Origin of the sequence: Rhodopseudomonas boonkerdii (genome assembly GCF_021184025.1) — a bacterium.
Lineage (GTDB): Bacteria > Pseudomonadota > Alphaproteobacteria > Rhizobiales > Xanthobacteraceae > Tardiphaga > Tardiphaga boonkerdii.
Genome location: NZ_CP036537.1, coordinates 2,332,203 through 2,356,059 on the forward strand (window position 1 = coordinate 2,332,203; position 23,857 = coordinate 2,356,059).

17 protein-coding genes and 1 pseudogene are annotated in these 23,857 nt (G+C 62.9%); 11 read left to right on the forward strand and 7 right to left on the reverse strand.

Annotated features, from left to right (window positions below; all coding sequences use genetic code 11):
• Window positions 1-681, reverse strand: a complete 681-nt coding sequence (locus E0H22_RS10845) for a GntR family transcriptional regulator (RefSeq protein ID WP_233025652.1) — start codon at window positions 679-681, stop codon at window positions 1-3.
• A 7-nt stretch (window positions 682-688) separates the two neighbouring features.
• Window positions 689-1,585 carry an amidohydrolase family protein gene (locus tag E0H22_RS10850; RefSeq protein WP_233025653.1) on the reverse strand — a complete coding sequence of 299 codons (897 nt, stop codon included), beginning with the start codon at window positions 1,583-1,585 and terminating at the stop codon, window positions 689-691.
• A gap of 134 nt (window positions 1,586-1,719) precedes the next feature.
• On the opposite strand from E0H22_RS10850, the gene E0H22_RS10855 reads away from it, so the two are divergent.
• Both E0H22_RS10855 and E0H22_RS10860 read left to right on the forward strand, forming a co-directional pair.
• Entirely contained in the window at window positions 1,720-2,691 is a 972-nt protein-coding gene (locus E0H22_RS10855; protein WP_233025654.1) for a Bug family tripartite tricarboxylate transporter substrate binding protein, read from the forward strand.
• Window positions 2,692-2,759: 68 nt separating this feature from the next.
• Window positions 2,760-3,146: a carboxymuconolactone decarboxylase family protein gene (locus E0H22_RS10860; RefSeq protein WP_233025655.1), complete on the forward strand. Its 387-nt coding sequence runs from the start codon at window positions 2,760-2,762 to the stop codon at window positions 3,144-3,146.
• A 322-nt stretch (window positions 3,147-3,468) separates the two neighbouring features.
• Here the strand turns inward: E0H22_RS10860 and E0H22_RS10865 are convergent, their stop codons facing one another.
• Window positions 3,469-3,684, reverse strand: coding sequence for a CsbD family protein (locus tag E0H22_RS10865; protein WP_233025656.1), 216 nt, complete (start codon window positions 3,682-3,684; stop codon window positions 3,469-3,471).
• Window positions 3,685-3,896: 212 nt separating this feature from the next.
• Here E0H22_RS10865 and E0H22_RS10870 point away from each other — a divergent pair, with 212 nt between their 5' ends.
• Genes E0H22_RS10870 through E0H22_RS10880 form a run of 3 tightly spaced genes read left to right on the forward strand, consistent with a single transcriptional unit; the run spans window position 3,897 to window position 7,770 of the window.
• Entirely contained in the window at window positions 3,897-4,334 is a 438-nt protein-coding gene (locus E0H22_RS10870; protein ID WP_233025657.1) for a GNAT family N-acetyltransferase, read from the forward strand.
• Window positions 4,331-4,555 (forward strand): hypothetical protein, encoded by a 225-nt coding sequence (locus E0H22_RS10875; RefSeq protein WP_233025658.1) that lies wholly within the window; start codon window positions 4,331-4,333, stop codon window positions 4,553-4,555. Before E0H22_RS10870 ends, E0H22_RS10875 begins: the two co-directional genes overlap by 4 nt.
• Before the next feature lie 23 nt (window positions 4,556-4,578).
• Window positions 4,579-7,770 carry a GAF domain-containing protein gene (locus E0H22_RS10880; protein ID WP_233025659.1) on the forward strand — a complete coding sequence of 1,064 codons (3,192 nt, stop codon included), beginning with the start codon at window positions 4,579-4,581 and terminating at the stop codon, window positions 7,768-7,770.
• 274 nt (window positions 7,771-8,044) lie between these two features.
• On the opposite strand, the pseudogene E0H22_RS10885 reads toward E0H22_RS10880, so the two are convergent.
• From E0H22_RS10885 to E0H22_RS10895, 3 genes and pseudogenes are all read right to left on the reverse strand, one after another.
• A pseudogene (locus tag E0H22_RS10885) lies at window positions 8,045-8,620 on the reverse strand (FAD binding domain-containing protein); the annotation flags it as partial.
• A gap of 2 nt (window positions 8,621-8,622) precedes the next feature.
• Window positions 8,623-9,186, reverse strand: coding sequence for a 2Fe-2S iron-sulfur cluster-binding protein (locus E0H22_RS10890; RefSeq protein WP_430715272.1), 564 nt, complete (start codon window positions 9,184-9,186; stop codon window positions 8,623-8,625).
• Window positions 9,187-9,349: 163 nt separating this feature from the next.
• Window positions 9,350-10,231, reverse strand: a complete 882-nt coding sequence (locus tag E0H22_RS10895; protein WP_233025661.1) for a helix-turn-helix domain-containing protein — start codon at window positions 10,229-10,231, stop codon at window positions 9,350-9,352.
• Window positions 10,232-10,531: 300 nt separating this feature from the next.
• Between E0H22_RS10895 and E0H22_RS10900 the strand changes: the two genes are divergently transcribed.
• The 6 genes from E0H22_RS10900 (at window position 10,532) to E0H22_RS10925 (ending at window position 21,452) form a co-directional block, all read left to right on the forward strand.
• Entirely contained in the window at window positions 10,532-12,115 is a 1,584-nt protein-coding gene (locus E0H22_RS10900) for a Do family serine endopeptidase (RefSeq protein ID WP_233025662.1), read from the forward strand.
• Window positions 12,116-12,428: 313 nt separating this feature from the next.
• The gene (locus E0H22_RS10905) at window positions 12,429-13,169 is read left to right on the forward strand and encodes a response regulator transcription factor (RefSeq protein WP_283818813.1); all 741 of its coding nucleotides are present in this window, start codon (window positions 12,429-12,431) and stop codon (window positions 13,167-13,169) included.
• A gap of 182 nt (window positions 13,170-13,351) precedes the next feature.
• On the forward strand, window positions 13,352-14,791 hold the full coding sequence (locus E0H22_RS10910; protein ID WP_233025663.1) for a sensor histidine kinase: 1,440 nt from the start codon (window positions 13,352-13,354) through the stop codon (window positions 14,789-14,791).
• The gene (locus E0H22_RS10915; RefSeq protein ID WP_233025664.1) at window positions 14,788-17,748 is read left to right on the forward strand and encodes a bifunctional [glutamine synthetase] adenylyltransferase/[glutamine synthetase]-adenylyl-L-tyrosine phosphorylase; all 2,961 of its coding nucleotides are present in this window, start codon (window positions 14,788-14,790) and stop codon (window positions 17,746-17,748) included. Before E0H22_RS10910 ends, E0H22_RS10915 begins: the two co-directional genes overlap by 4 nt.
• Before the next feature lie 206 nt (window positions 17,749-17,954).
• Window positions 17,955-18,962, forward strand: a complete 1,008-nt coding sequence (locus E0H22_RS10920; RefSeq protein ID WP_233025665.1) for a Vgb family protein — start codon at window positions 17,955-17,957, stop codon at window positions 18,960-18,962.
• Between the two features lie 228 nt (window positions 18,963-19,190).
• Entirely contained in the window at window positions 19,191-21,452 is a 2,262-nt protein-coding gene (locus tag E0H22_RS10925) for a TonB-dependent receptor (RefSeq protein ID WP_233025666.1), read from the forward strand.
• An 80-nt stretch (window positions 21,453-21,532) separates the two neighbouring features.
• Here E0H22_RS10925 and E0H22_RS10930 read toward each other — a convergent pair whose 3' ends face one another.
• On the reverse strand, window positions 21,533-23,857 hold the full coding sequence (locus E0H22_RS10930; protein ID WP_233025667.1) for a PAS domain-containing sensor histidine kinase: 2,325 nt from the start codon (window positions 23,855-23,857) through the stop codon (window positions 21,533-21,535).

The window sequence follows — 23,857 nt, forward strand, 5'->3', positions numbered from 1 at the left end:
CTATTTCTGGAGAGCGGCCTGAATATTGCGTCCGGTGCGTTCGATATGTTCGCGCAAGATTCGGGTCGCATCGCGTGTGCGGCGCTCGATTACCGCATGGGCCATGGCCGTATGTTCCGCGGGAACGTCGCGATCCGGCCGATGCTTCTTCAGGAAGATGCGGCGATAGCGATCGCTCTGGTCATGCAGGGTGGCGCAGAACTGGCGCAGCAATGGCATTCCGCAGGCCGCGATCAGTTCGGCGTGGAAGGCGCGGTGCGCGACCTCCCAGACCTCCTGTTCGGCGACTGACCGTGAGCCGCGCTTGCAACGGCTGAGCTGGTGAAGCGCGCCCAGCACGCGGCCTTCCCATGCGATGTCGCCGTGTTCGATGGCCTCCCTGATCGCCAGTCCCTCGAATTCGATACGCAGACGGATGATCTCGGTCAGATTCTCGGCCGAAACCGGCGTGACGCGATAGCCGCGCTGGTCGATCAGCGCGACGAGACCGTCATTCTCGAGCCGGCACAGCGCCTCGCGCAACGGGCTGAGGCTGACGCCGAAGGCGGCGCGCAGGCGGTCGAGATTGAGCTTGCTGCCGGGCAACAACTCGCCGCGCATGATGGCGTCGCGCAGACGGACGACGAGGGCGGTCGAGAGGGTGGCGGGCGCCGGAAGGGGCGTGGTGGCTGTGTTGCTCATGATCAGGTCAACTGATGGATTCGAAACCGTAGAGCGAAGCCGGGTTGTCCACCAGTGCCAGTTTCTGCGATCGGGCGCAGGGCAGCCAGAGTGGAATGAGATCGACGAGATCGCCGTCATTCGGCATCGCCACGGGACAGATCGGATGCGGCCAGTTGCTGCCCCACAGGATCCGATCCGGGCGGAGGGCGACAACCTTCTCGATCATGGGCAGCATGTCGCGATGCGGATAGGGCTCGGCGGACAGCCGGTACAGGCTGGCGAGCTTGACCCAGCAGCGATCCGTATCGAGCAGGCGGAGCAGTGTCCGGAACGGTTCGGAATCGACGCCTTCGGCGGCGCTGATGCGGGCCAGGTGATCGAGCACGAACGGACTGCGCGTCGCCAGCAATTGCGGCGCGATGTCGACGAGCTCCGTGGCCTTGTTGAAATGCAGGACCAGATGCCAGCCGAGATCGAAGGTTTCGCCAGCGAGGCGGTCCAGATGCGCAAAGGACGCGCCGCCGCTCACCACCGTCGACATCCGGCAGCCGCGCATGCCGCGGCGATGCATGTCCGCAAGTTCGCTTTCGGGGAGGCCTGAGGGGATCACGGCCACGCCGCGCAAGCGGGTCGGATTGCGGTCGAGCGCCGCCAGGGTGGCGCTGTTGTCGGTGCCATGCGCGCCGCCATGCACGATCACGGCGCGATCGACGCCGAGCACGTCGTGAAGCTGCATGAGGTCTTCATAGGTGCAGTCCTCCGGCGTGTAGCTGCGCTGATCGCTGAAGGGAAACTGCGCCTGCGGACCGAAGACGTGGACATGGGTGTCGCACGCGCCTTTCGGCATGGCGAAGGCCGGACGCCTCGGATGGCGGTCGGGACCGGGGCAGGGTTTGGGCGAGCCGGATGTGTGTGAACTCATGGTTGCGCTTCTCCACCACCGGTCGGCCATCCCTGCATGGACAGCGCGAATTTTGCCGCCGATTTGACGACGGCGCCAAGCGGTGTCAACATAAAATCGACGAAACAAAAAAAATCGATTATTTGGAGGATGGCGTGAGGTATTGGGTTTCTGCAGTCACGGCGCTGGTGATGGCGTCCGTGATCGGTCAGCCGGCACAGGCCGCGGGGTTTCCGGACCGCGGCGTCAAGATCGTGGTGCCGTTCCCGGCCGGGGGATCGAATGATGTGGTGGCGCGGTTGCTCGGCACCAAGCTGTCCGAACTCTGGGGCCAGCCGGTGGTGGTCGACAATCGCCCCGGCGGCGGCGGCAATATCGGCGCCGAGGCGGTGGCCCGTTCGCCCGCCGACGGCTACACGCTGCTGCTGACAGCGCCGGGGCCGCTCGCAGTCAATCAATCGCTTTATACGCAGCTGCCGTTCAATCCGGTGCAGGATTTCACGCCGGTGGCGCTGATCGCTTCGGTGCCGATCGTGCTCGCTGTGAATCCCGGCGTGAAGGCGACGACCGTGGCCGAACTCGTCGCGCTGGCGAAGGCGTCGCCGGGCAAGCTGAATTTCGGATCGTCGGGCCTTGGATCGACCAATCATCTCGCCGGCGAATTGCTGAAGACACGCGCCGGTATCGACATCGTGCATGTGCCTTATCGCGGGGCAGCGCCGGCGATGAACGATCTCATCGGTGGACAGATCCCGATCCTGTTCGACAACATGCCGGCGGTTCGTCCCCAGGTGCAAGGCAAGACGATCCGCGCGCTGGCCGTTGCCGGTGCGACCCGCTCATCGCTTTTCCCGGAGCTGCCGACGATGGCCGAGGCCGGCATCGCGAATTTCGAGGCGTCGTCATGGTTCGGCCTCGTGGCGCCGGCGAAGATGCCGCCGGACGTCACCAAGGCCTTGATCGGCGGCGTGGCGAAGGTGATGAAGGACCCCGATATGACGAAGCGGCTGGCGGAGGTCGGGGCCGAGCCCGGCACCTTGTCCGGCGACGCGTTCGGCGCTTTCCTCCGCACCGAGTCGCAGAAATGGGGGCAGGTGGTGAAGACCGCAGGGGCGAAGGTCGACTGACGGCGGCGCTCTCTTTGCGGTGTCGGTGACCGCCGGTCCGCGATCCCATGATTGAAGATAGGAACGACATGTCGAAAACAGATGCCAAGCTCGATGAACTGAAAGCCCGCTACGAGACCATGATCGGCTTCACGCCGCCGAAGATCGCAAAGCGGCTCGAGCTTGGCATGCGCGTCGACCCCGGTCTTGTCGCTGCGCTTGAAGACTGGCGCATCGCCGCGCTCACGCCGGCGGCGCTCGATCAGAAGACGGTGCAGCTGATGGCGTTTGCCATCCTGCTGGTGCAGACCTCCGAAGCCGCCGCCAATCACGCCAGGGCGGCCATCAAGGCGGGGGCGACGCTGGACGAACTCCACGCCAGCGCCGGCATCGCCGCACTCTTCCGCGGCGTCGCGGCCTTCAACATGGCAGGCGAGATTCTCGCGGGCCTGTTTCCGGAAACACGCTCCGATTGATCGCAAATCGCTGCGCGTGTTGCTGTGAATGTGACTGGATCTACTCCGCGCGTTGAAGTTTTTAGGTGTTACTGTTCTTGATTGTCAGTCCGTTAAATTGAGGCCGGCCGCGCCACCCTCCAGGAGGGTTGCGGTCGGCCCTCAATCACCAGTCCGCTAAACTAAGATGCGTGGTGAAGCGTTGCGAAAGAAGATCTCGCCGCGCGCGCTTTTTCAGAACAAGATTGAGAGAGCGAGCGTGATCGGATAGGCCGAAAGACACACAGCAGAATGAAAAAGGCCGCCATAATAGCGGCCTTCTCTATTGACATGCTTGTGCTACTCAGAGCGGCTTCTTGAGCGCATCAGCGGTCTTGTCGATCGCATCCTTCGTCGCATTTTTGGCGTCGCCCATAGCCTTCTGCGCGTCGCCCTTGGCTTCCTGCGCCGCGCCTTCTGCCTTGAGTTTGTCGGATCCGGTGATCTCGCCGATGCCCTGCTTGGCCTTGCCAACTGCCTCATTGGCGATGCCCTTGATCTTGTCGGTGGTGCCGCTCATTTCTTTCTCCAATCTGTAAGTAACTGGCAACGGCTTACGAACTCATTCGCTGTGCTGACGGTTCCAGCCATCAGCCATAATATGTCGGTTAACAGACAAAAGGGGGGTGCCGGGAGTATAAGCGGCAACTATCGTGCAATCGCTGCTTAACCGAGAGTGCGGGCTCCTTCCGCAAGACTTGCATCGCACGCTAATGCGGTATTGTTGAACACATGACCCAAGACCTGACGATTATAAGTGCCCCGGCGTTCTCGATGATTTGCAATGAAGCGTTCTCATTGCGAAAGGAGGTCTTTGTCCGTGAGCAAGGAGTGTCTGAGGCCGAAGAGTTTGACATCGATGACCTCACAGCGGTGCATTTGGTTGCCCTACTCGCTGGTGAAGTTGTCGGGACCCTGCGGTTGGTCTCGGAAGACAGACATATCAAAATAGGTCGGGTCGCCGTTTCCCATGGCGCGAGGGGTAAAGGTATTGCAAAGCAGATGATCTCGCGTGCGATGAAAACTTCGAAGTCTGCTGGGAATGAGCGCTTTCACCTAGCGGCACAGGTCGACAAAGTCGGCTTTTACATGAAGCTGGGCTTTAAAGCCTATGGTGAAGAGTTCATGGATGGCGGCATGCCTCACGTGGCTATGCGAAACTATGATTGAAGATTTCCGACATCCCGTTCCGTAAGCGTGGTACCCGGATGGCCGACGCCTGCCGTCATTGGCGGGTCTCCCGATCCGGGTTCCCGCATACAGTTTCGTTAGCGTTGGTGCGCACAGGCGACGTGCTTGTATTGATGGAACTTTTCCTCTCATTTGTGAGTTCCGACGTGGTTGCGACCGGCTTCTTCGTCGGCCGCTGCTCGGCAGTGATGTTCGCCTAAGCTACCAAACGTCGGGGGATTAAATGGCCGGGGATAGTTTGTCGCCGACTCGCGACGAAGTGCTGGCCGTTCTTGGAGATTACATCAGGGACGTTGCCGATCCGGAGGAGCTGGCTTATCTCGCGGCCGAGCTGCTCGGCAAAACGCTACAAGTCAGCCGCGCCGGATACGGCACTATCGACGCAGCGGCCGAAACGATCGCGATCGCTAAAGACTGGAATGCGCCGGGCGTTCGCAGTCTCGCGGGCGTGCTGAAGTTCCGGGACTACGGGAGATACATTGAGGACTTGAAGCGCGGCGAGACCGTGGTTTTTGCAGATGCCAGGCAAGATCCGCGGGTCGGAGACAACGCTGAGGCCTTGGAACAGATTTCGGCTCGCGCCATCGTCAACATGCCCGTACTGGAGTCCAACGGTGTCGTGGCGCTCCTTTACCTCAATCACAACCAAGTCCGGTCCTGGAGCGATACGGAGCTCAGCCTCATACGCGAGGTCGCCGAACGCACCCGTACGGCGGTTGAAAGGCGGCGGGCTGAGACGGTCGTTCGTGAAAACGAGTCTCGATTAAGATTTCTAGACGAACTGGGCAGCCGCACAGCCGGAGCGCAAACGGCTGACGAGATTCTCTCAGTCACGACCCAGTTGCTTGGCCAGCGCCTTTCTGTCGCCAACTGCGCTTACGCGGATATGGATGGCGACCAAGACGGCTTTACGATCAGGGGCGACTGGGCGGCCCCCGGCGCCAAACATATCCTTGGCCACTACAGCCTCGCGGATTTCGGAACAAAAGCCGTGCGAGAGCTAGGCGCAGGTCGACCGCTGATCATCAACGATAACCTCAAGGAACTGGCGCCGCATGAAGCGCAGACCTTCCAGTCTATCGGCATCGGCGCAACGATCTGCATGCCATTTCTCAAAGATGGTCGGCTTACCGCCCTCATGGCGATCCACCACGCCCATCCGCACGTCTGGACAGCCCAAGAGCTCGCGCTGCTCGAAGAGGTAACATCCAGATCGTGGGCGCATATTGAACGTGTGAGATCTGATGATGCGGCGCGGCAGGCCGCGGACCGATTAAGCCTAGCAACCAAAGCTGCCGGCATCGGCATCTGGGACTACGACCCCATAAGCGGCACGTTGCGCTGGGACAATCAGTGCAGAGCCATGTTTGGACTCCGGCCGGACGCGCAGGTGACATACGAGCGCTCATTTTTGCAAGGGCTTCACCCGGATGATCGCGATCGCATCCATGAAGCGGTTTCGAAAGCTCTCGATCCTGCGTCGCCAACCTCCTACGACGTCGAATTCCGCACTGTCGGTATCGATGATGGGGTGGAGCGATGGATTGCCGCAACCGGCGACGCAATCTTTGACAGCGCGCGGGCTGTGCGTTTTGTCGGGACGGTCATCGATATCACCGACCTGAAGAGAACGGAACGACACCTTCGCATTCTTAACGATACCGGGGCCTCAGTCGCCCGCGAGCGTGATCTTGAGAAGATCGTTCAAACCGTCACCGACGCCGGTGTTGAACTGTCCGGCGCCCAGTTCGGCGCGTTTTTTTACAATGTCCTGACCCCGGACGGTGGCAGCTATATGCTCTATGCCCTTTCGGGCGTGCCACGTTCCGCTTTCGAGAATTTTCCGATGCCGCGCAACACGGCGGTTTTCGAACCGACCTTTCTCGGTACGTCGGTTGTGAGATCCGACAATATCCTTGAAGATCCCCGCTACGGGAAGAACGCGCCAAGGAAGGGGATGCCGGATGGACACCTGCCGGTGCGTTCCTATCTTGCGGTCCCAGTCATCTCCCGCAGCGGGGAAGTGCTCGGCGGTCTGTTCTTCGGCGACGAGCAAACCGGAAAATTTCAGGAGAGCCATGAGACGGCACTTCTTGGCATTGCAGGACACGCGGCGACCGCCATCGACAACGCTCGGCTGTTCAACGCTGCCGAGCGCGAACTGAACGAACGTCGCCGCGCAGAAGCCGAGCTGCAGGCCTTGAACTACAGCCTCGAGCAGCGCGTGCAGGAAGAAATCGCAGAGCGATCCAAAGCTGAACAACAGCTGCAACAGGCGCAGAAGATGGAGGCGGTCGGCCAACTGACTGGCGGCATCGCGCATGACTTCAATAACATGCTCGCGGTCGTCATCGGCGGACTCAATCTTGCCAAGCGGAAGCTCGATCGCGGCGAAATCGACGTCACGCGGTTTATCGACGGGGCGCTGGATGGCGCGAATCGCGCAGCCAATTTGACGCAAAGACTGTTGGCATTTTCCCGCCAGCAGCCGCTTGCGCCCAAGGTGCTGGGGGTCAATCGGATGATCTCAGGGATGAGCGACCTGCTCGATCGCTCGCTTGGAGAGCTCATTCAGATCGAATCCGTGCTAGCGGCTGGACTGTGGAATGTGAAGGCGGATCAGGCTCAGCTTGAAAGCGCCGTGCTCAATCTGGCGGTCAACGCCCGGGACGCGATGCCGAAGGGCGGGCGTCTCACCATCGAGACCGCAAATGCCGCAGTCGATGAGAAGTATGCGCATGAGTACGCCATTCAGCCGGGCCAGTACGTTTTGGTTGCTGTCACGGACACCGGTGCAGGCATGCCCGCAGATGTGCTCACAAAAGCCTTCGACCCGTTCTACACTACGAAGGAGATTGGTAAAGGGACGGGCCTCGGCCTCAGCCAGGTCTACGGTTTCGTTCGGCAGTCGGGCGGTCACGTCAAAATCTACTCGGAAATCGGCGTCGGCACCTCGGTCAAGATCTACTTGCCACGGTTTCTGGGCGAGGACAGTGCGCACGAGCCGGCCAATGAGGGTATTCGGCAAAGCTGCGGGCAGCTCAAAGAGGTCATCCTGGTCGTCGAGGATGAAGATCGCGTCCGTGCCGTTTCGGTCGAGACCTTGCGGGAGCTCGGCTATAGCGTGATTGAGGCCGGTGGCGCCACGGAAGCCCTGCGCAAGATCAAGGACGGTGCAAAGCCGGACCTGCTGTTCACCGACGTGGTGATGCCCGAGATGACCGGCAGCGAACTCGCGAAGATCGTGGGAGAGCTCTGCCCCGGCATCCCTGTGCTTTACACGACCGGCTATACACGCAACGCCATCGTGCACAACGGCGTGCTGGACGCCGGGACGCAGCTGATCTCAAAGCCTTATACGATTGAAGAGCTGGCCAAGAAGGTCCGAAACCTACTCGATGACCTCGACAATTGAGGCGCGGGGCCTCTTAAGCCGATTTCCTGCTTGAAAGCTTCGCGCATGTCCCGCCGGGCCCAGCTCTTCTGCTGCTCGCCCTACGTGGCCCGGATGCCGTAGAGCGGCTGTTTCACTGTCCAATCGTGGCGGGCGCTAGCGAGTTCGATATATCTCTGCACATGTCGTTCGGCCAAATCATCATTGAGGCCCAGCCGTCCATGTCGGCGTTGCGGTTGGCCCTCAATCACCAGTCCGCTAAACTGGGCCACGCATCGTCACGCGCGGAGTCTCGATCGCCGATGCCGAACTTTCGCGTTTGGCCGGTCGCATCGACCGTCTCGATCTGTGCGTCGAGTGCGGTCATTGCGACCGCCATGTCGGAGGGATGCACGGCGATGCAGGATGAACTGGCGCCGAGAATGGCATGGGCGCGATTGAAGCCGCCGATGGCCGCGCAGCCGGAGCCCGGCACGCGTTTGTTGCAGGGCGTGTGGGTGTTGTAGAAATACGGGCAGCGCGTTCGTTGCAGCAGATTGCCGCCGACCGATGCCTTGTTGCGCAATTGCCCGGATGCGCCCGCAAGCAGCGCCTGGGTGAGCAATGGGAAATGCATGCGCACATGCGGATGCGCCGCGAGGTCGCTGTTGGTTGCCTGCGCACCGATCCGTAGGCTGCGATCGGGCTGTGTTTCAATCTCGTTCAGCGGCAGGCGGCTGATATCGACGAGATGCGCGGGCCGTTCGATGCCGAGCTTCATCAGATCGAGCAGGTTGGTGCCGCCGGCGATGAATTTGGCGTCGGGGCGCCTGACGACCGAGGCGATGGCGCCGGAGACGGTCGTGGCACGTTCATAGGTGAAGGGCTGCATGGTCAGGCCTTCCCGGCTGCGTCGCGGATGGCGGCGACGATGTTGGGATAGGCGGAGCAGCGGCAGATGTTGCCGCTCATGCGCTCGCGGATTTCGTCATCGGTGAGGGCGATGGTGGTCGCCGCGACATTGCCACTCACATGGCTCGGCCAGCCCGCCCGCGCTTCCTGCAGCATGCCGATGGCGGAGCAGATCTGGCCGGGGGTGCAATAGCCGCACTGGAAACCGTCGTGCGCGATGAAGGCAGCCTGCATCGGGTGCAGATCGTCACCTGTCGCAAGGCCCTCGATGGTGGTGATGTCATCGCCCTGATGCATCACGGCGAGCGACAGGCAGGCATTGATGCGCCGGCCGTGAACGAGCACGGTGCAGGCGCCGCACTGGCCGTGATCGCAGCCCTTCTTCGTGCCGGTGAGACCGAGATGTTCGCGCAGCGCGTCGAGCAGTGTGGTTCTTGTATCGAGGTGCAACGCCGTCGGCTGGCCGTTTATGATGAGCGTGAATGCGACAGGCTCGATGGCGACCGCCGATGCGACCTCCGTAGCGGGCGATGCAGCCTCCGCCATGCCGTTGGCCATCACCAGCGCAAGGGCCGAGCTGCCCTCCAGGACCTGCCGCCGCGTCGGCAGAAAGGGATTGATCGCACCGTCCATCGCACACTCCATGTCGTGGGTGTGCTGGAGATGGACCTTTCAGCGGCGATGGTCTTCCACGATCCCGGGACGGATGTCAGGATTCCGGAACGGCGCGTGCGAAAGCGGCGGGCGTGATGCCGCGCAGGCGCTTGAAGGTGCCGGAAAAGTGGCTCTGGCTGCAAAATCCGGTCCGTGCCGCCACACTGGCGATCTGTGTCTCGCCGGCGCGCAGGATCATCTCGGCGTGGCGGACGCGCTGTTCGAGGATGAAGGCATAGGGCGCAAGGCCGGTGGTGGCCTTGAAGCGCCGCGCGAAGGTATCGACGGGCAGCCGCGCGATGTCTGCGAGCTGCTGCAACGTCATCTCGCTGGCGAGATGGGCATCGATGAAGTCTTCCAGCCGGCGCATGACGCCGCCGCTCAACGCGCCGTAAGTCTTGCGCTTCACCTTGCGGCGGTCGAGCTGCGCGATCCGGTGCACGATGAAGCCGGTGAGATGCTCGACATAGCCGCTGTCGAATTCGACGCCTGCGGCGAGATCTTCCTGAAAGGCCTGTAGCGCCGCCGCTATGGCGGTGTCGCGCTGATTGAGCAGGATGGGAAGCGTCTCGTTGCGGATGCCGAGCCGGGATGTGAAGTCGGGATCGATCCAGAGCGCCGTATAGACCAGATCGGCGTCACGATAACTGCCGTCGCGAACGACATTGGCGGGGACGAAGGACAGCGAGCCCGGCCGGTCCATGCCACGATAGCTGGTCTCGCCGGCACAGGTGATCGATGTCAGCGACGTGCCGCCACGGCGGGTCAGGATCACGACATGGGAGGGGGCCGACCAAGTCAGGTCGGCCTCGCGACATGTCCAGCGGCGATGGTCGAGGATGACGCGGCCGCCGAGCCAGCCGCGCGATGCAGCCGGATTCGCCATCACGCCTGATGCCCGGATACGACCTTTGCCGAGCAATGGGTCCAATGACATGTCGATCCTGCGTGTTTCGGGTGGCCGATGGCCGAAAGTCCTACGGGACGGGCAGGGCGGCAAGATGACGACGCGCTGCAGTTCGTAGCAATTGGCGGGATTTAGCGGCGTTTTCGCGCGATTTCGGCGTCCTTTCGGCCGTAAAGGGCAGGATGCGAAGCCCCGCGTCATCCCGCCACACCCCTTCCCGCCAAATTACAAAACCTTAATCCCGCTGCCAGCGGGCGGTAAGGTTCGCTCGTTCATCTTCGGATCACACAAGGCGCCTTGCCCCCCGCGCCGTGCTCTGGAGATTTCTCGATGTCCGACCGTCCCACCGATTTTTCCGGCCTGCCGTCCTACAAGGCGCCGCGTCGTTCGTTGCTGTCCATGCGCAAATTCGCCTTGATGGCCTCGGTCGTCGCCGGCCTCGGCGTCGCCGCTTATGGCATCTCGCCGTCGAACAACGGCATCAACTTCACCACCGCCGCCCATGCGCAGGTCGACAAGCAGGTCAAGGCACAGGCCGCCCAGCCGGTCGGCTTCGCCGACATCGTCGAGCGGGTGAAGCCGTCGGTGATCTCCGTCAAGGTCAACATCAAGGAGAAGGTCGCGTCGAAGGACGACGACAGCAGCGACTCGCCGTTCCAGCCGGGCTCGCCCATGGAGCGTTTCTTCAAGCGCTTCGGCCAGGACGGCCTGCCACCCGGCCTGCGTCCCGGCCCGCGCGGCGGCCGCGGCCCCATCAGCGGCCAGGGCTCGGGTTTCTTCATCTCGGCTGACGGTTATGCCGTGACCAACAACCACGTGGTCGATGGCGCCGACAAGGTCGAGGTCAACACCGACGACGGCAAGACCTATTCGGCCAAGGTGATCGGTACGGACCCGCGCACGGATCTCGCGCTGATCAAGGTCGAGGGCCGCACCGACTTTCCGTTCGCGAAGCTTGCCGACGGCAAGCCGCGCATCGGCGACTGGGTGCTGGCGGTCGGCAACCCGTTCGGCCTCGGCGGCACCGTGACCGCCGGCATCGTCTCGGCTTCGGGCCGCGACATCGGCAACGGTCCGTATGACGATTTCATCCAGATCGACGCGCCCGTGAACAAGGGCAATTCGGGTGGACCGGCGTTCGACGTGTCCGGCGAGGTGATGGGCGTCAACACCGCCATCTATTCGCCTTCGGGCGGCAGCGTCGGCATCGCCTTCTCGATCCCCGCTTCGACGGTGAAGACGGTGGTCGCCCAGCTGAAGGAGAAGGGCTCGGTCTCGCGTGGCTGGATTGGCGTGCAGATTCAGCCGGTGACGCAGGACATCGCCGACAGCCTCGGCCTGAAGAAGGCGGAAGGCGCGCTGGTCGCCGAGCCGCAGGCGGATGGTCCGGCGGCCAAGGCCGGCATCAAGTCGGGTGATATCATCACCCAGGTGAACGGCACGCCGGTGAAGGACGCCCGCGAACTCGCCCGCACCATCGGCGGCTTCGCGCCGGGCAACACGGTGAAGCTCAACGTCCTTTCGAAGGGTGAGGACAAGGTGCTGTCCATGACGCTGGGCACGATGCCGAGCGTGCAGGAGGCCAAGGCCGACTTCGACGGCGACAAGGGCTCGTCGTCGCGCGGCGCCGATGTGCCGAAGCTCGGCCTCACGGTCTCGCCGGCGAGCAGCGTCGCCGGCGCCGGCAAGGAAGGCGTCGTCGTCACCGGTGTCGATCCGAACAGCGCGGCAGCGGAGCGTGGCTTCAAGGAAGGCGATGTCATTCTCGAGGTCGCCGGCAAGAGTGTCGCCACTCCCGGCGAGGTGCGCGAGGCCATCGTGACCGCGCACAACGACAAGAAGAACAGCGTGCTGATCCGGGTTCGCTCGGGCGGCTCCTCCAAATTCGTCGCGGTGCCGCTCGCCAAGGGCTGAGTACCGCGGGGCGTCTGAGCATCGTCGATGATCGGACGCCCGGATTCTCCGAGTTGAGCATGATGGTTTCCGAAGATCGTATTCGCTTTTCGGGATCATGCTTTCGAGACGGAAGGTATCGCCGGCATAGTCGCCCCCGCTGACGGTGCTTTCCAGGGAGCGAGCCTCAAACTCGCTCCCGCCTCTTCCTTCCCTCGGCTGTGCCCGTTTCCGTCGGAAGGTACATGGGCGGTGAAGTTCCCCCAGCTTCACCGCCCATCCCCCATCAAAAGGCGACGACGATGCCGCCTTGCATGAGAGCGCAGTGCACGCCATGGTGACAGAGATTCAACCGATCCGCAGCGAAACCGCCACGTCCAGAGCCGTTCCCGAAATGCGCCTGCTCATCATCGAAGACGATCGCGAGTCCGCAGACTATCTGGTCAAGGCATTTCGCGAGGTCGGCCATGTGGCCGATCACGCGGCCGATGGCGAGGAAGGGTTTGCGCTCGCCGACAGCGGCGATTACGACGTGCTCGTCGTCGATCGCATGCTGCCGAAGCGCGACGGCCTGTCCGTCATCGGGGCATTGCGCGAGAAGGGCAACCGCACGCCCGCGCTGATCCTCTCTGCGCTCGGCCAGGTCGATGACCGCGTCAAGGGTCTCCGCGCCGGCGGCGACGACTATCTGCCGAAGCCCTATTCGTTTGCCGAACTGCTTGCGCGCGTCGAAGTGCTGTCGCGCCGCCAGGGCGGCCCGGCAGAAGAAACGACCTATCGCGTCGGCGATCTCGAACTCGACCGGCTGTCGCACGGCGTCAGCCGCGGCGGCCAGGAGCTGATCCTGCAACCGCGCGAATTTCGTCTGCTCGAATATCTGATGAAGCATGCCGGGCAAGTGGTGACACGCACCATGCTGCTCGAAAATGTCTGGGACTATCATTTTGATCCGCAGACCAATGTGATCGATGTCCACATCTCGCGGCTGCGCTCGAAGATCGACAAGGGTTTCGACCGCCCGTTGCTGCACACGATCCGCGGCGCCGGCTACATGGTGCGCGACGGGGTGAAGTGAGCTGCAATGCTTAAAGCTTGTCCCGGACGCCGTGCATCACGGAGTGGTGCGCTGCTGAGCTGGGACCTTAGGAATGACGGCGCTTCGGGCGGTCCCGGCTCTGCGGCGCAGCGCAAAAGCGCTGCACCGCGTCCGGGACATACTATATGGCTGACGTCATTCGTGTTCTTCAGAGACAATCCGTGACCGCCCTCGGCAAACTCTTCCGCACCACCGCATTCCGGTTGACGCTTGCTTATCTGCTGCTGTTCGCGTTCTTTGCGGCGGCGCTGCTCGGCTATTTCGCCTGGAATACGAACCGGCTGATCAACGATCAGATCACCACCACGGTGAATGCCGAGATGAGCGAGCTCAGTGAGCTCTATCAGCGCCGGGGGTTGCGCGGCATCGTCTTCGCCATCGAGAACCGGGCACTGCGGCCGGGCGCCAATCTCTATCTCATCACCACACCGGCTGGGCAGTCGGTGGCTGGCAACGTGTCCTCGCTGGCACCGGGCGTGATGGCGAGCACGGGCTGGTCGGAAACGCCGTATCGCCGGCTCGACGATCCGGACTCGTCGAACCATCGCGCGCTGGTCAAGGTGGAGCAGCTTTCCAGCGGCTTTCGCCTGCTGATCGGCCACGATCTGGAGGAGCGGCGGCGGCTGTTCGACATCGTCGGCGATGCCGCCAAATGGTCGGTGCTGATCGTCGTCGTGCTCGGTCTCGGCGGCGGCATTTTCGTGTCGCGCCGTGTGCTCCGCAAGATCGATGCGATCACCGGCACCACCCAGCGCATCATGGCGGGCGATCTCTCCGGCCGGCTGCCGGTGGGCCGCAGCGGCGACGAACTCGACCGGCTCGCGGAAAATCTCAACACGATGCTGGAGCGCATCGAGGCGCTGATGAGCGGCCTCAAGGAGGTCTCCGACAACATCGCCCACGATCTCAAGACGCCGCTGACGCGGCTGCGCAATCGCGCCGAGGAAGCGCTGGCGCGTTCCAGCAACGAGGCCGACTATCGGGCCGCGCTGGAAAGCACGATCGACGAATCCGATGGTCTGATCCGCACCTTCAACGCGTTGCTGATGATCGCACGCGCCGAATCCGGACAGGCGCGCGACAACATGACCTTGTTCGACGCGGCCGATGTGGCGGCCGGCATTCACGAACTGTATGAACCGCTCGCGGAAGACGCCGATCTCGTTCTCAAGGTCGAAACGTCGCTCGCCCCCTTGCGCGGCAATCGCGAACTGATCAGCCAGGCGCTCGCCAATCTCGTGGAGAACGCCATCAAATACGGCAAGCCCGAAACGGATGACGGCGCGGCCGCGTCCGACATTCTGATCGAGGCACGCCGCGAGGGCGATCACGTCCTGCTGAGCGTTGCCGATCACGGGCCGGGCATTCCGGAAGCCGATCGCAAACATGCGGTGGAGCGATTCGTGCGGTTGGAAGCCAGCCGGACATTGCCGGGTTCGGGTCTCGGTCTCAGCCTTGCGTCGGCGGTTTCCACGCTGCATGGCGGCGAACTGCGACTCGGCGACAACCATCCGGGACTGCGTGTGACACTGGTATTACCGGCCGCAGCGGGCGAGGCCCTTGCAGGGCAAAGCGCGAATGTGCAACAGAAGTCCGTATGACTTCAGCTACCGCAGGCGAGGGCCAGTCGATGCTGGCCGCGCAGTTCGTGAGCGGACCGGAACTGTTCGATCCTCATGAGGCCGAGCGCCGTTTCGCCGACTGGCTCACGGATATCGCGCCCGAACAGGCCAGCGCATTGCGGGCCATCGTCGATCAGTATCCCCATGCCCGTGCGATTCTGTTCGGCATTGCGGAAGCGTCTCCCTATCTGTTCGATCTGATCCGCGCCGACGCCGCGCGCGCCTTGCGCGTGCTGACTGGTGACGCCGACAAGGCGCTGCCCGATCTCATGGCGCGCGCCGTGAGGCTGGTTGGCGAGGCATCCAGCGAGGCCGACGTGATGACTGCGCTGCGGCGGATGAAGTCCGAGGCGGCGCTGATGATTGCGCTATGCGACATCGGCGGCGTATGGCCGGTGATGCGCGTGACGCGTGCGCTGACGGATCTCGCCATCGTTTCGGTGCAGACGGCGATCCGCTATCTGCTGACCCAGGAAGCCGGGCGCGGACGTATCCTGCCGCCGAACCCGGCTGCGCCCGAGGAGGGCAGCGGCGTGATCGTCTTCGCCATGGGAAAGATGGGCGCGGGCGAGCTGAATTACTCCAGCGACATCGATCTGATCGTGTTCTTCGATCTCGAGGCTCATTCGCTGCCCGAAGATATCGAGCCCAATACGTTCTTCGTGCGCATCGCGCAGGGGATGTCGCGGCTGCTGCAGCAGCGCACCGGCGACGGCTATGTGTTCCGCGTCGATCTGCGGCTGCGACCGGACCCGGCCTCGACGCCTGTGGCGGTCTCGACGGCGTCCGCGCTGTATTACTACGAGCGCGAGGGACGTACCTGGGAGCGCGCCGCGATGATCAAGGCGCTGCCATGCGCCGGCGATCCCAAAGCCGGTGAACGTATGCTGGCGGACATCGCACCGTTCGTCTGGCGCAAGCATCTCGACTTCGCGGCGCTTGCCGATGTGCACGACATGAAGCGCCAGATGCAGACCTATCGCGGCCAGAGCGAGATTTCGGTCGAAGGCCATAACGTCAAGGTCGGGCGCGGCGGCATTCGCGAAATCGAGTTTTTCGCACAGACCCAGCAATTGATCGCCGGCGGCCGTCATCCGGACTTGCGCGTGCGACCGACTCTCGACGCGCTGGGCGTTCTCGCCGCCAGCAACTGGATCACCGGCGACGTCCGGGACGAGCTGACGGTCGCCTACGAATTCCTGCGTCGGGTCGAGCACCGGCTGCAGATGATTGCCGACGAGCAGACGCACGCATTGCCGGAAGACGAGGAGGCCGTCGAACGCTTCGCGCGCTTTTTCGGCTATGCAAGCCGCGAGGCTTTCGCGCGCGATCTTCTGATGCACTTGAATTGCGTGCAGGGGCACTATGGCCGCCTGTTCGAAGGGGATGCGACGGACGACATTCATCTGCCCGCGGTCGATTACAAGGCCGGCGCTTCCGACCAGCGCCTGCTCGAACATCTCGCCAAGCTCGGATTCCGCAAGCCGGCCATGGTGGCGCAGACCGTGCAGCACTGGATGCTGGACGAGGACTATCGCGCGCTGCGGGTCGAGAGCACGCGGCAGGCCTTTCTCGATTTCGTGCCTTTGCTGATCGTCGGGCTGGCCAATGCCGAGGAGCCCGACAGCGCCGTGATCGCCTTCGATCGCTTCCTGCAGGCCCTGCAACGCGGTGCACGATTGATCTCGCTGCTGAGCCAGAATCGCGATCTCGTGGCACTCGTTGCGCTCGTGCTCGGCGCTGCGCCGCGGCTTGCCGACATGCTTGCCCGGCAGCCGCAGCTCGTCGACGGTCTGATCGATCCGCGCTTTTTCGGGGCCATGCCTGACCGCCGCGAACTGTCCCTGCGTCTCGCCGTCACGCTCGAAGATGCCAACTCCTATGAGGAATTCCTCGATCGTTTGCGTTTGTTCGGGCAGGAGAGCCTGTTCCTGATCGGCACGCGCATCCTGTCCGGCACGGTGACGGCGCCGCAAGCGAGCACGGCTTTCGCCGATGTCGCCGAAGGCATCGCGCAGACGCTGCATGGTCTCGTGCTCGATCAATTCGTCGAACAACATGGCCGCATCAAGGATCAGGAAACGGCGATCATCGCCATGGGACGGCTCGGCAGCCGCGAGATGACGGCGTCATCCGATCTCGATCTGATCCTGATTTACGACTTCGACCACGACGCACCCGATTCCGATGGCGCGCGCTCTCTGCATGGCGCACAATATTTCGCACGCCTGACGCAGCGGCTGATCAGCGCTTTCACGACGCGCACCAATTATGGCGTGCTGTATGAAGTGGATATGCGTTTGCGGCCGTCGGGACGATCCGGACCGCTGGCGTCGCGCATCGATTCCTTCTCTGAATATCAGCAGAACGAAGCCTGGACCTGGGAACATATGGCGCTGACGCGCGCGCGCGTCATCTCGGCGTCGCCGGCTTTCCGCGAAAGGGTGGAAGCCGCCATTCGCGACGTGCTCACCCGCCCGCGCGAGCACGGAATCATCGCCAACGATGTCGCCGAGATGCGTCAGGCGATCGCCGAGGAAAAGGGCGAGGACGATATCTGGGATCTCAAATATGCCGCCGGCGGCATGGTCGATATCGAGTTCATCGCGCAATATCTGCAGCTCGTTCATGCCGCCGAGAAACCCGCCATTCTGAACGTCAACACGCAGCAGGTGCTCGAAAACGCCGCCAGGCTGGGTGTGCTGCAAACCGAGCATTTCGACGTGCTGCGCCGTGCGGTGCGTCTGTTCAACGATCTCACCCAGATCCTGCGGCTCTGCGTCAGCGAGGGCTTCAAGCCGGAGTCCGCAGGCGCCGATCTGTTGCGGCTGCTGGCGCGTGTCAGCAACGAACCTGACTTCTCGTCGCTGGAAGCGCGCGTCCGCGAAATCCAGCAGGATGTGCGGCAGGTCTTCCGGCAGATCGTCGGTGGTTGAGAGACCTTCTCGGTCGAGCGCGTCTGCACGCTGTGCGTGAATGTTCCCCGGATAATCGGATTTGTGAACCGGTTAGACGAAATCTAATCGGTCGCAATTGTTGTCGCACCTCCTTGTCCGCTAGCTCCGGTCTTTTCGTCGCGTGAGCGTAACCTGAACGGTTGCGTGGCGCGCGGTGATCGAGCGCTTGGGGGGACGAGATGCGGTTGAGGTTTTTTCGTGTGATCGCAGCCGTTGCGGCCATGCTGGTGGCATGGGCCGGAGAAGGCGTGACGGCCGATGAGGTTGCTATCGTCGAGACGGCTCTGCCTGGCGAAGGGCAGCGGCCGCAGGCCATGGTCGTCGCGCCCGATGGCAATCTGTGGGTGACGGAAGTCCTCAAGCATCAGATCTTCCGCATCGAACCCAGCGGCGCCATCACGCCATTTCGTGTTCCGGGTGAGGCGGTCGGCGTTCTGCAGGGCATCGCATTCGGGCCCGACGGGCACATCTGGTTCACCTCGCGCGAAGAGAATGCGATCCGCCGCATGTCGGTGACGGGTGAGTTCAACGGCACCTTCGTCATTCCCTCACAGGCCACGAAGCCGACGCAGCTCAACAAGGGCTCATGGCCGCGCGGCATCACCGTCGGACCCGACGGACATCTCTGGTTTGCGGAAATGGCGGCCAACAAAATCGGTCGCATCACCGTGAATGGCGAGTTCACCGAATTCACGATTCCAACCGAGGACGCGCAGGCCTATGGCGTCGTAACCGGCCCGGACAGGAATCTGTGGTTCACCGAAAGCGGCGCCGGCAAGATCGGCCGGCTTGATGTGGCGACCGGCAAGATCACCGAATTCGCTCTGAGCAGTCCGCAGGCGAGACCGCGCGATATCACGGTGGGACCGGACGGTCATCTCTGGTTCTCGATGAACGGCACCGACCGCATCGGGCGCATCTCCATGCAGGGTGAGATGACGGAGTTTCCGCTTCCCGCCGACACCAAGCCGATCGGCATTGCAGCCGGCGGCGACGGCAATGTGTGGTTCACCGCCTTCAAGCCGAACAAGATCGGGCGCATCACGCCGGCCGGTTTCGTGACTCTGTTCGATCTGAAGACGGCGAATGCGCAGCCGTTTGGGATGACCGCCGGACGGAATGGTGTGGTCTGGTTCTCGTCGCAGGCCAATCACATCGGCCGCATCGCGCTTGCTGCCAAGCCTGCGCAATAGCGAAAGCCGCGAAGAGCTTGTGCGTGCGTTTTTCACAGTCCGGTGTGAAGCGGGGAGTCAAGCGAGGCTGCACGCTGCGGTCGGTTGCGTGCAGCAGTCATCGTCATCTGCAGGCGAAGTGCTAGACAGAATCTAAGTGCGCCGCATTGTGAACGCACAGTGACGTCCTGTAAGGCCCCAACGAGTTGGCTGATCGAACATCGGCCGGGACTTGGGGCGATCAGGCAAATGAACGACGCAACTACACTTCGCACGAATGGACTTCTGGCTGCAGCGAGCGCGCTTGCGTTGACGGTTGCCGGCAGCAACGAATCCGTTGCGCAGACGGCGCGCGAGCTTCCGGCCGTCGAAGTCCACGCGCCGAAGCCGCGTGCGACGCGCCGCGCGGTGCCGCGCCAAAATGCCGCAAGAGCACAGCAGGCGCAGCCGCGCGCGGTCGAGCGACGCGCACCCCCGACGCCGGCAACCGGTCTCACGGGCAATCTGCCGGCCGCCTATGCCGGCGGGCAGGTGGCTTCGGGCAGCCAGGTTGGCCTGCTCGGCAACCGCGGTGTGATGGACACGCCGTTCAACCAGACCAGCTACACCGCGCAGACCATTCAGGATCAACAGGCGCGCAAGCTCGACGACGTGTTCGCGAACGATCCGTCGGCACGCATCACCGTGCCGCGCGCCTATGGTTTCGATCAGTTGAACATCCGCGGCTTCAGCGTTTCCAGCACCGCTTATGGTCTGAACGGACTTTACGGCATCGCTTCCGCATTCTCGCTGTCTTCGCTCGGCGCCATCGAGCGCGTGGAGGTGCTGAAGGGACCGTCGGCGCTGCTCAACGGCATGCCGCCCGGTGGCGGCGGCGTTGGCGGCAGCGTCAATCTGGTGACCAAGCGCGCCCAGGACGTGCCGGTCGCGCAGATCACCAACACCTATTCGTCGCGCTCGCAGGTCGGGACACATATCGATGTCGGTCAGCGGTTTGGCGAGTTCAAGGAGTACGGCGTTCGCTTCAACGGCAGCTACAAGGATGGTGGCACCGAACTCGCCAACCAGAATCAGGAAGTCGGCAACGCCTTTGTCGGGCTCGACTACCGTGGCGAACGGGTGCGGCTGTCGGCCGATATCGGCTATGAGAAGAACAACACCACGGCGATGACACGGTTCATCGATCTCGGCAATCTCACGGCGCTTCCGGCGCCGCCCGATGCGCGCGCGAATTATATGCCGAACTGGGGCTTCTGGCAGTCGGAGTCCCGTTACGCCATCGTGCAGGGCGAAGTCGATATCACCGAGAACCTGACGGCCTATGCCCAGGCCGGCATCGGCACGAGCGACGTGCGCTATCTCTATTCGGATATCCGGATGGATAGTCTGAACGGAAACTTCAACGGGACGCCGCGGCGTAACAATCAGGCGCACGAGCGGTCGGCGGGCCAGGCAGGCTTCCGCGCCAATGTCGATACCGGGCCGGTCAACCACGCGATCAACTTCAACGTGGCCGCATCGGAAGCCTATGTCGGCATCCTGAACACCTCCGGCAGGCTGTTCCGCTCCAATCTTTACAATCCGACGCAGAGCGCAGTGCCGAATGTCGAGGTGGGTGCTCCGCGCCGGACTTCCGGCACGCAGCTCTCCAGCTTCGGTATGGCCGATACGATGTCGATCCTGGACAACCGGGTCCAGTTCACGGCCGGCGTGCGTCATCAGTATGTGGAATCGGAATCGTTTGCCCAGGGCACGGGCGTTCGCACCGGCGGCTATGACGCCTCCGCGACCACGCCGGCATTCGCTCTCGTGGTCAAGCCGCTGGAGAACGTCTCGCTCTATGGCAACTATATCGAAGCGTTCGAACCCGGTTCGGTCGTCGGCGAAAGCTTCGCCAATGCCGGGCAGGTGCTTGCGCCCTATCGCTCGAAGCAGAAGGAGGTTGGCATCAAGGTCGATTGGGGCCGTATCACGACCACCGTCAGCGCATTCGACATCATGCGCCCGTTCCAGATCGTGGATCGCGCGACCAACACCGTATCGCAGGGGGGCGCGAGCCGGAATCGCGGCATCGAGTTCAACGCCTTCGGCGAGGTAACCGAAGGCTTGCGCCTGCTCGGCGGCTTCATGTTCATCGATGCACGGCAAGAGACGACGCAGAACGGCACCTATGACGGGCTGCGCACGTTCAATGTGCCGGATGTTCAGGTCAATATCGGCGGCGAATGGGACGTGCCTTTCTTGAGCGGGCTGACGTTGACCGGCCGTGCCATCCACACGGGCGCCTATTACGCCGACCAAGCGAACCGGGTCGCGGGTGCGAGCTGGACGCGTTACGATGCCGGGGCGCGCTATACATTTGCGTCGCCGTGGAACAACAAGCCGGTGGTGTTGCGGTTCTCGGTCGAGAACGTGCTTGACAGCAATTACTGGCAGGCCGCGACCAACGATGGTTACGTCATCCTCGGTGCACCGCGAACCTATCTGGTCTCGACGACTTTCAATTTCTGAGGCGGCGCGTCTGGGCCGATACGTCTGTGCTGGCGGCTCGATCGGCATCGGACCGCCGTGGCTGCGGGGGCGGTCTTCTATCAGGCCGCTCTGGAAACGTAGAGCGCGCGGCGCTCGCCTTCCAGCGGCAGCGAAATGCAGACGACGGTGCCGACGTCGGGCTTGGAGCGCAGCTTCATCGCGCCGCCATGCAGGCCGGTCAGCGATTTGGCGATGGCGAGGCCGAGGCCCGAGCCGTGATAGCTCTTGGTGAGCTGGCTCTCGACCTGCTCGAAAGGGCGCCCCAATCGCTTCAGCGCATGCGGTGCAATGCCGATACCGCTGTCGGCAATGATCAGCGCGACCGAATGCTTCATCACGCGGCTGCGCACGGTGACACGTCCGCCATCAGGGGTGAACTTCACCGCGTTGGACAGAAGATTGACCAGGATCTGCTTGATGGCACGGCGGTCGGCGACGACGGCAGCGTCGGTCGCGATGTCGGCGCCGAGCGTGAGGTTCTTGGCTTCGGCGCGACCGGAGACGACGCGGATCGATTCCGACAGGATCTGGCCGAGATCGAGCGGTTCGAGATCGAGCTTCATGCGGCCGGCTTCGATCTTCGACATGTCGAGAATGTCGTTGATCACTTCCAGCAGGTAGTGACCGCTGGTGAGAATATCGTGGCAGTATTCCGAATATTTCTCCGAACCGAGATGGCCGAACATGCCGCTGCCCATGATTTCGGAGAAGCCGATGATGGCGTTGAGCGGCGTGCGCAGCTCGTGGCTCATATTGGCGAGGAATTTCGATTTCGTGGCGTTGGCTTCCTCGGCGCGGGTCTTTTCCTCGGAATATTTCTGCGCGAGATCGGCGAGTTCGAGCGCCTGTTTCTCGAGCGCCGCCTGGGAGTGCTTGAGATCGATGACCGAGGCGCGCAGGCGCAGGTCGTTGTCGATCAGCTTCTGCTCGTGTTCCTTGATGCGGGTGATGTCGGTGCCCACCGAGACGTAACCGCCATCCTTGGTTCGGCGCTCGCTGATATGCAGCCAGGCACCGTTTTCTAGCTGCGCCTCGAAGGTGCGTGCGCCCTGCGAGGCGTCGGCGGCGTCCGCAAGCCGGGAGCGTACTTCCGGCATGCTGCCGACCTCAAGCACGGTCTCATAGGGCGTGCCGGGCCTCACCGCGGAATCCGGCAGCTTGTGCAGGCGCTGGAAGTGTGAATTGCAGAGCACGAGGCGATCGTCGGCGTCCCATAGCACGAAGGCTTCCGGGATCGTCTCGATGGCATCGCGCAGGCGGACATCGGCTTCGATGCTCTTCTGTGCGAGGCTCTTCTGCTCTGTGACGTCGATGGCGATGCCGATCAGATGCTGGCTGCCGTCGCTCTGGCCGGCCACGAGCTCGCAGCGCAGCTGCAGCCAGATCCAGTGGCCGTCGCTGTGCTGCATGCGGAAGGTTCGATCGATGTAGTCGAGCTGCTGCGAGACCAGCTGATCGGCAATTTCGAACAGGTTGATATCTTCCGGGCGCACCAGCGCGTTTACTTCGCCGAAGGTGAGAAGGTCGCTGCGGCTGTCGAGGCCGAGCATGGTAAACATCGATTGCGACCAGAATATCCGGCCGCGCGACAGGTCCCAGTCCCACAGGCCGCAGCGGCCGCGGTTGAGCGCGGTGTCGATACGGCCGCGCACGGCATCGTTGATGGCGTCGCCTTCGCGGGCGCGGGTCGATTGCCAGTGGAAGGCGAAGCCGAGGATCAGCACGACGAAGCCCGTCGTCGCGGAAAGCGTGATCGACAGCGCCGATTCCGAAGGCCAGATCGACTCGTTGTTTTCCTGCAGCACGACGATCTGGCCGGGCAGCGCACGCACGATGCGGCGCGTGGCGAGAGCGTGATGGCCGTCGGATGTGACGATCTCGAACACATCCGTCCGCTGACTCTGTGCCGATATGTTCTGTACGGCGCTGAGAATGTCGAGGACGCGCCGGTCGTCGCCGGCGGGCACATCCGTCGGCATGCGGGCGATGATGCTCTGATCGGCGCCGAGCACGATCACGTGGCGGCCCGGGGCGATACCCCAGGCCGGGATCAGGCTCGGCAGCAACGCCTGCAGTCGCTCGAGGGAGGCTTGGCGATCCTGTCGAACGGCGCCGTTGCGATCGAGACGTTCGGCAACCATGTCGCCGAGCGCAGTGAGGTCACGCTTGAGAGAAGTCTGCTTCTGGCGGCTCTGGTCGACGACCTGCACGAAGGCGCCGAAGAAGATGGTGATGAGGAACGCGATGATCAGCGTGGGAACGGCGCGACGGAGTGCGGGCTCTGCGATGAGCAGCCGGTGATAGGCCGGCTTCGCGATCGATTGCGCCAATCCTTTGATGGAATCGGATTGGACGCATGCGTTGTCCGCATGCGCACGCGACAT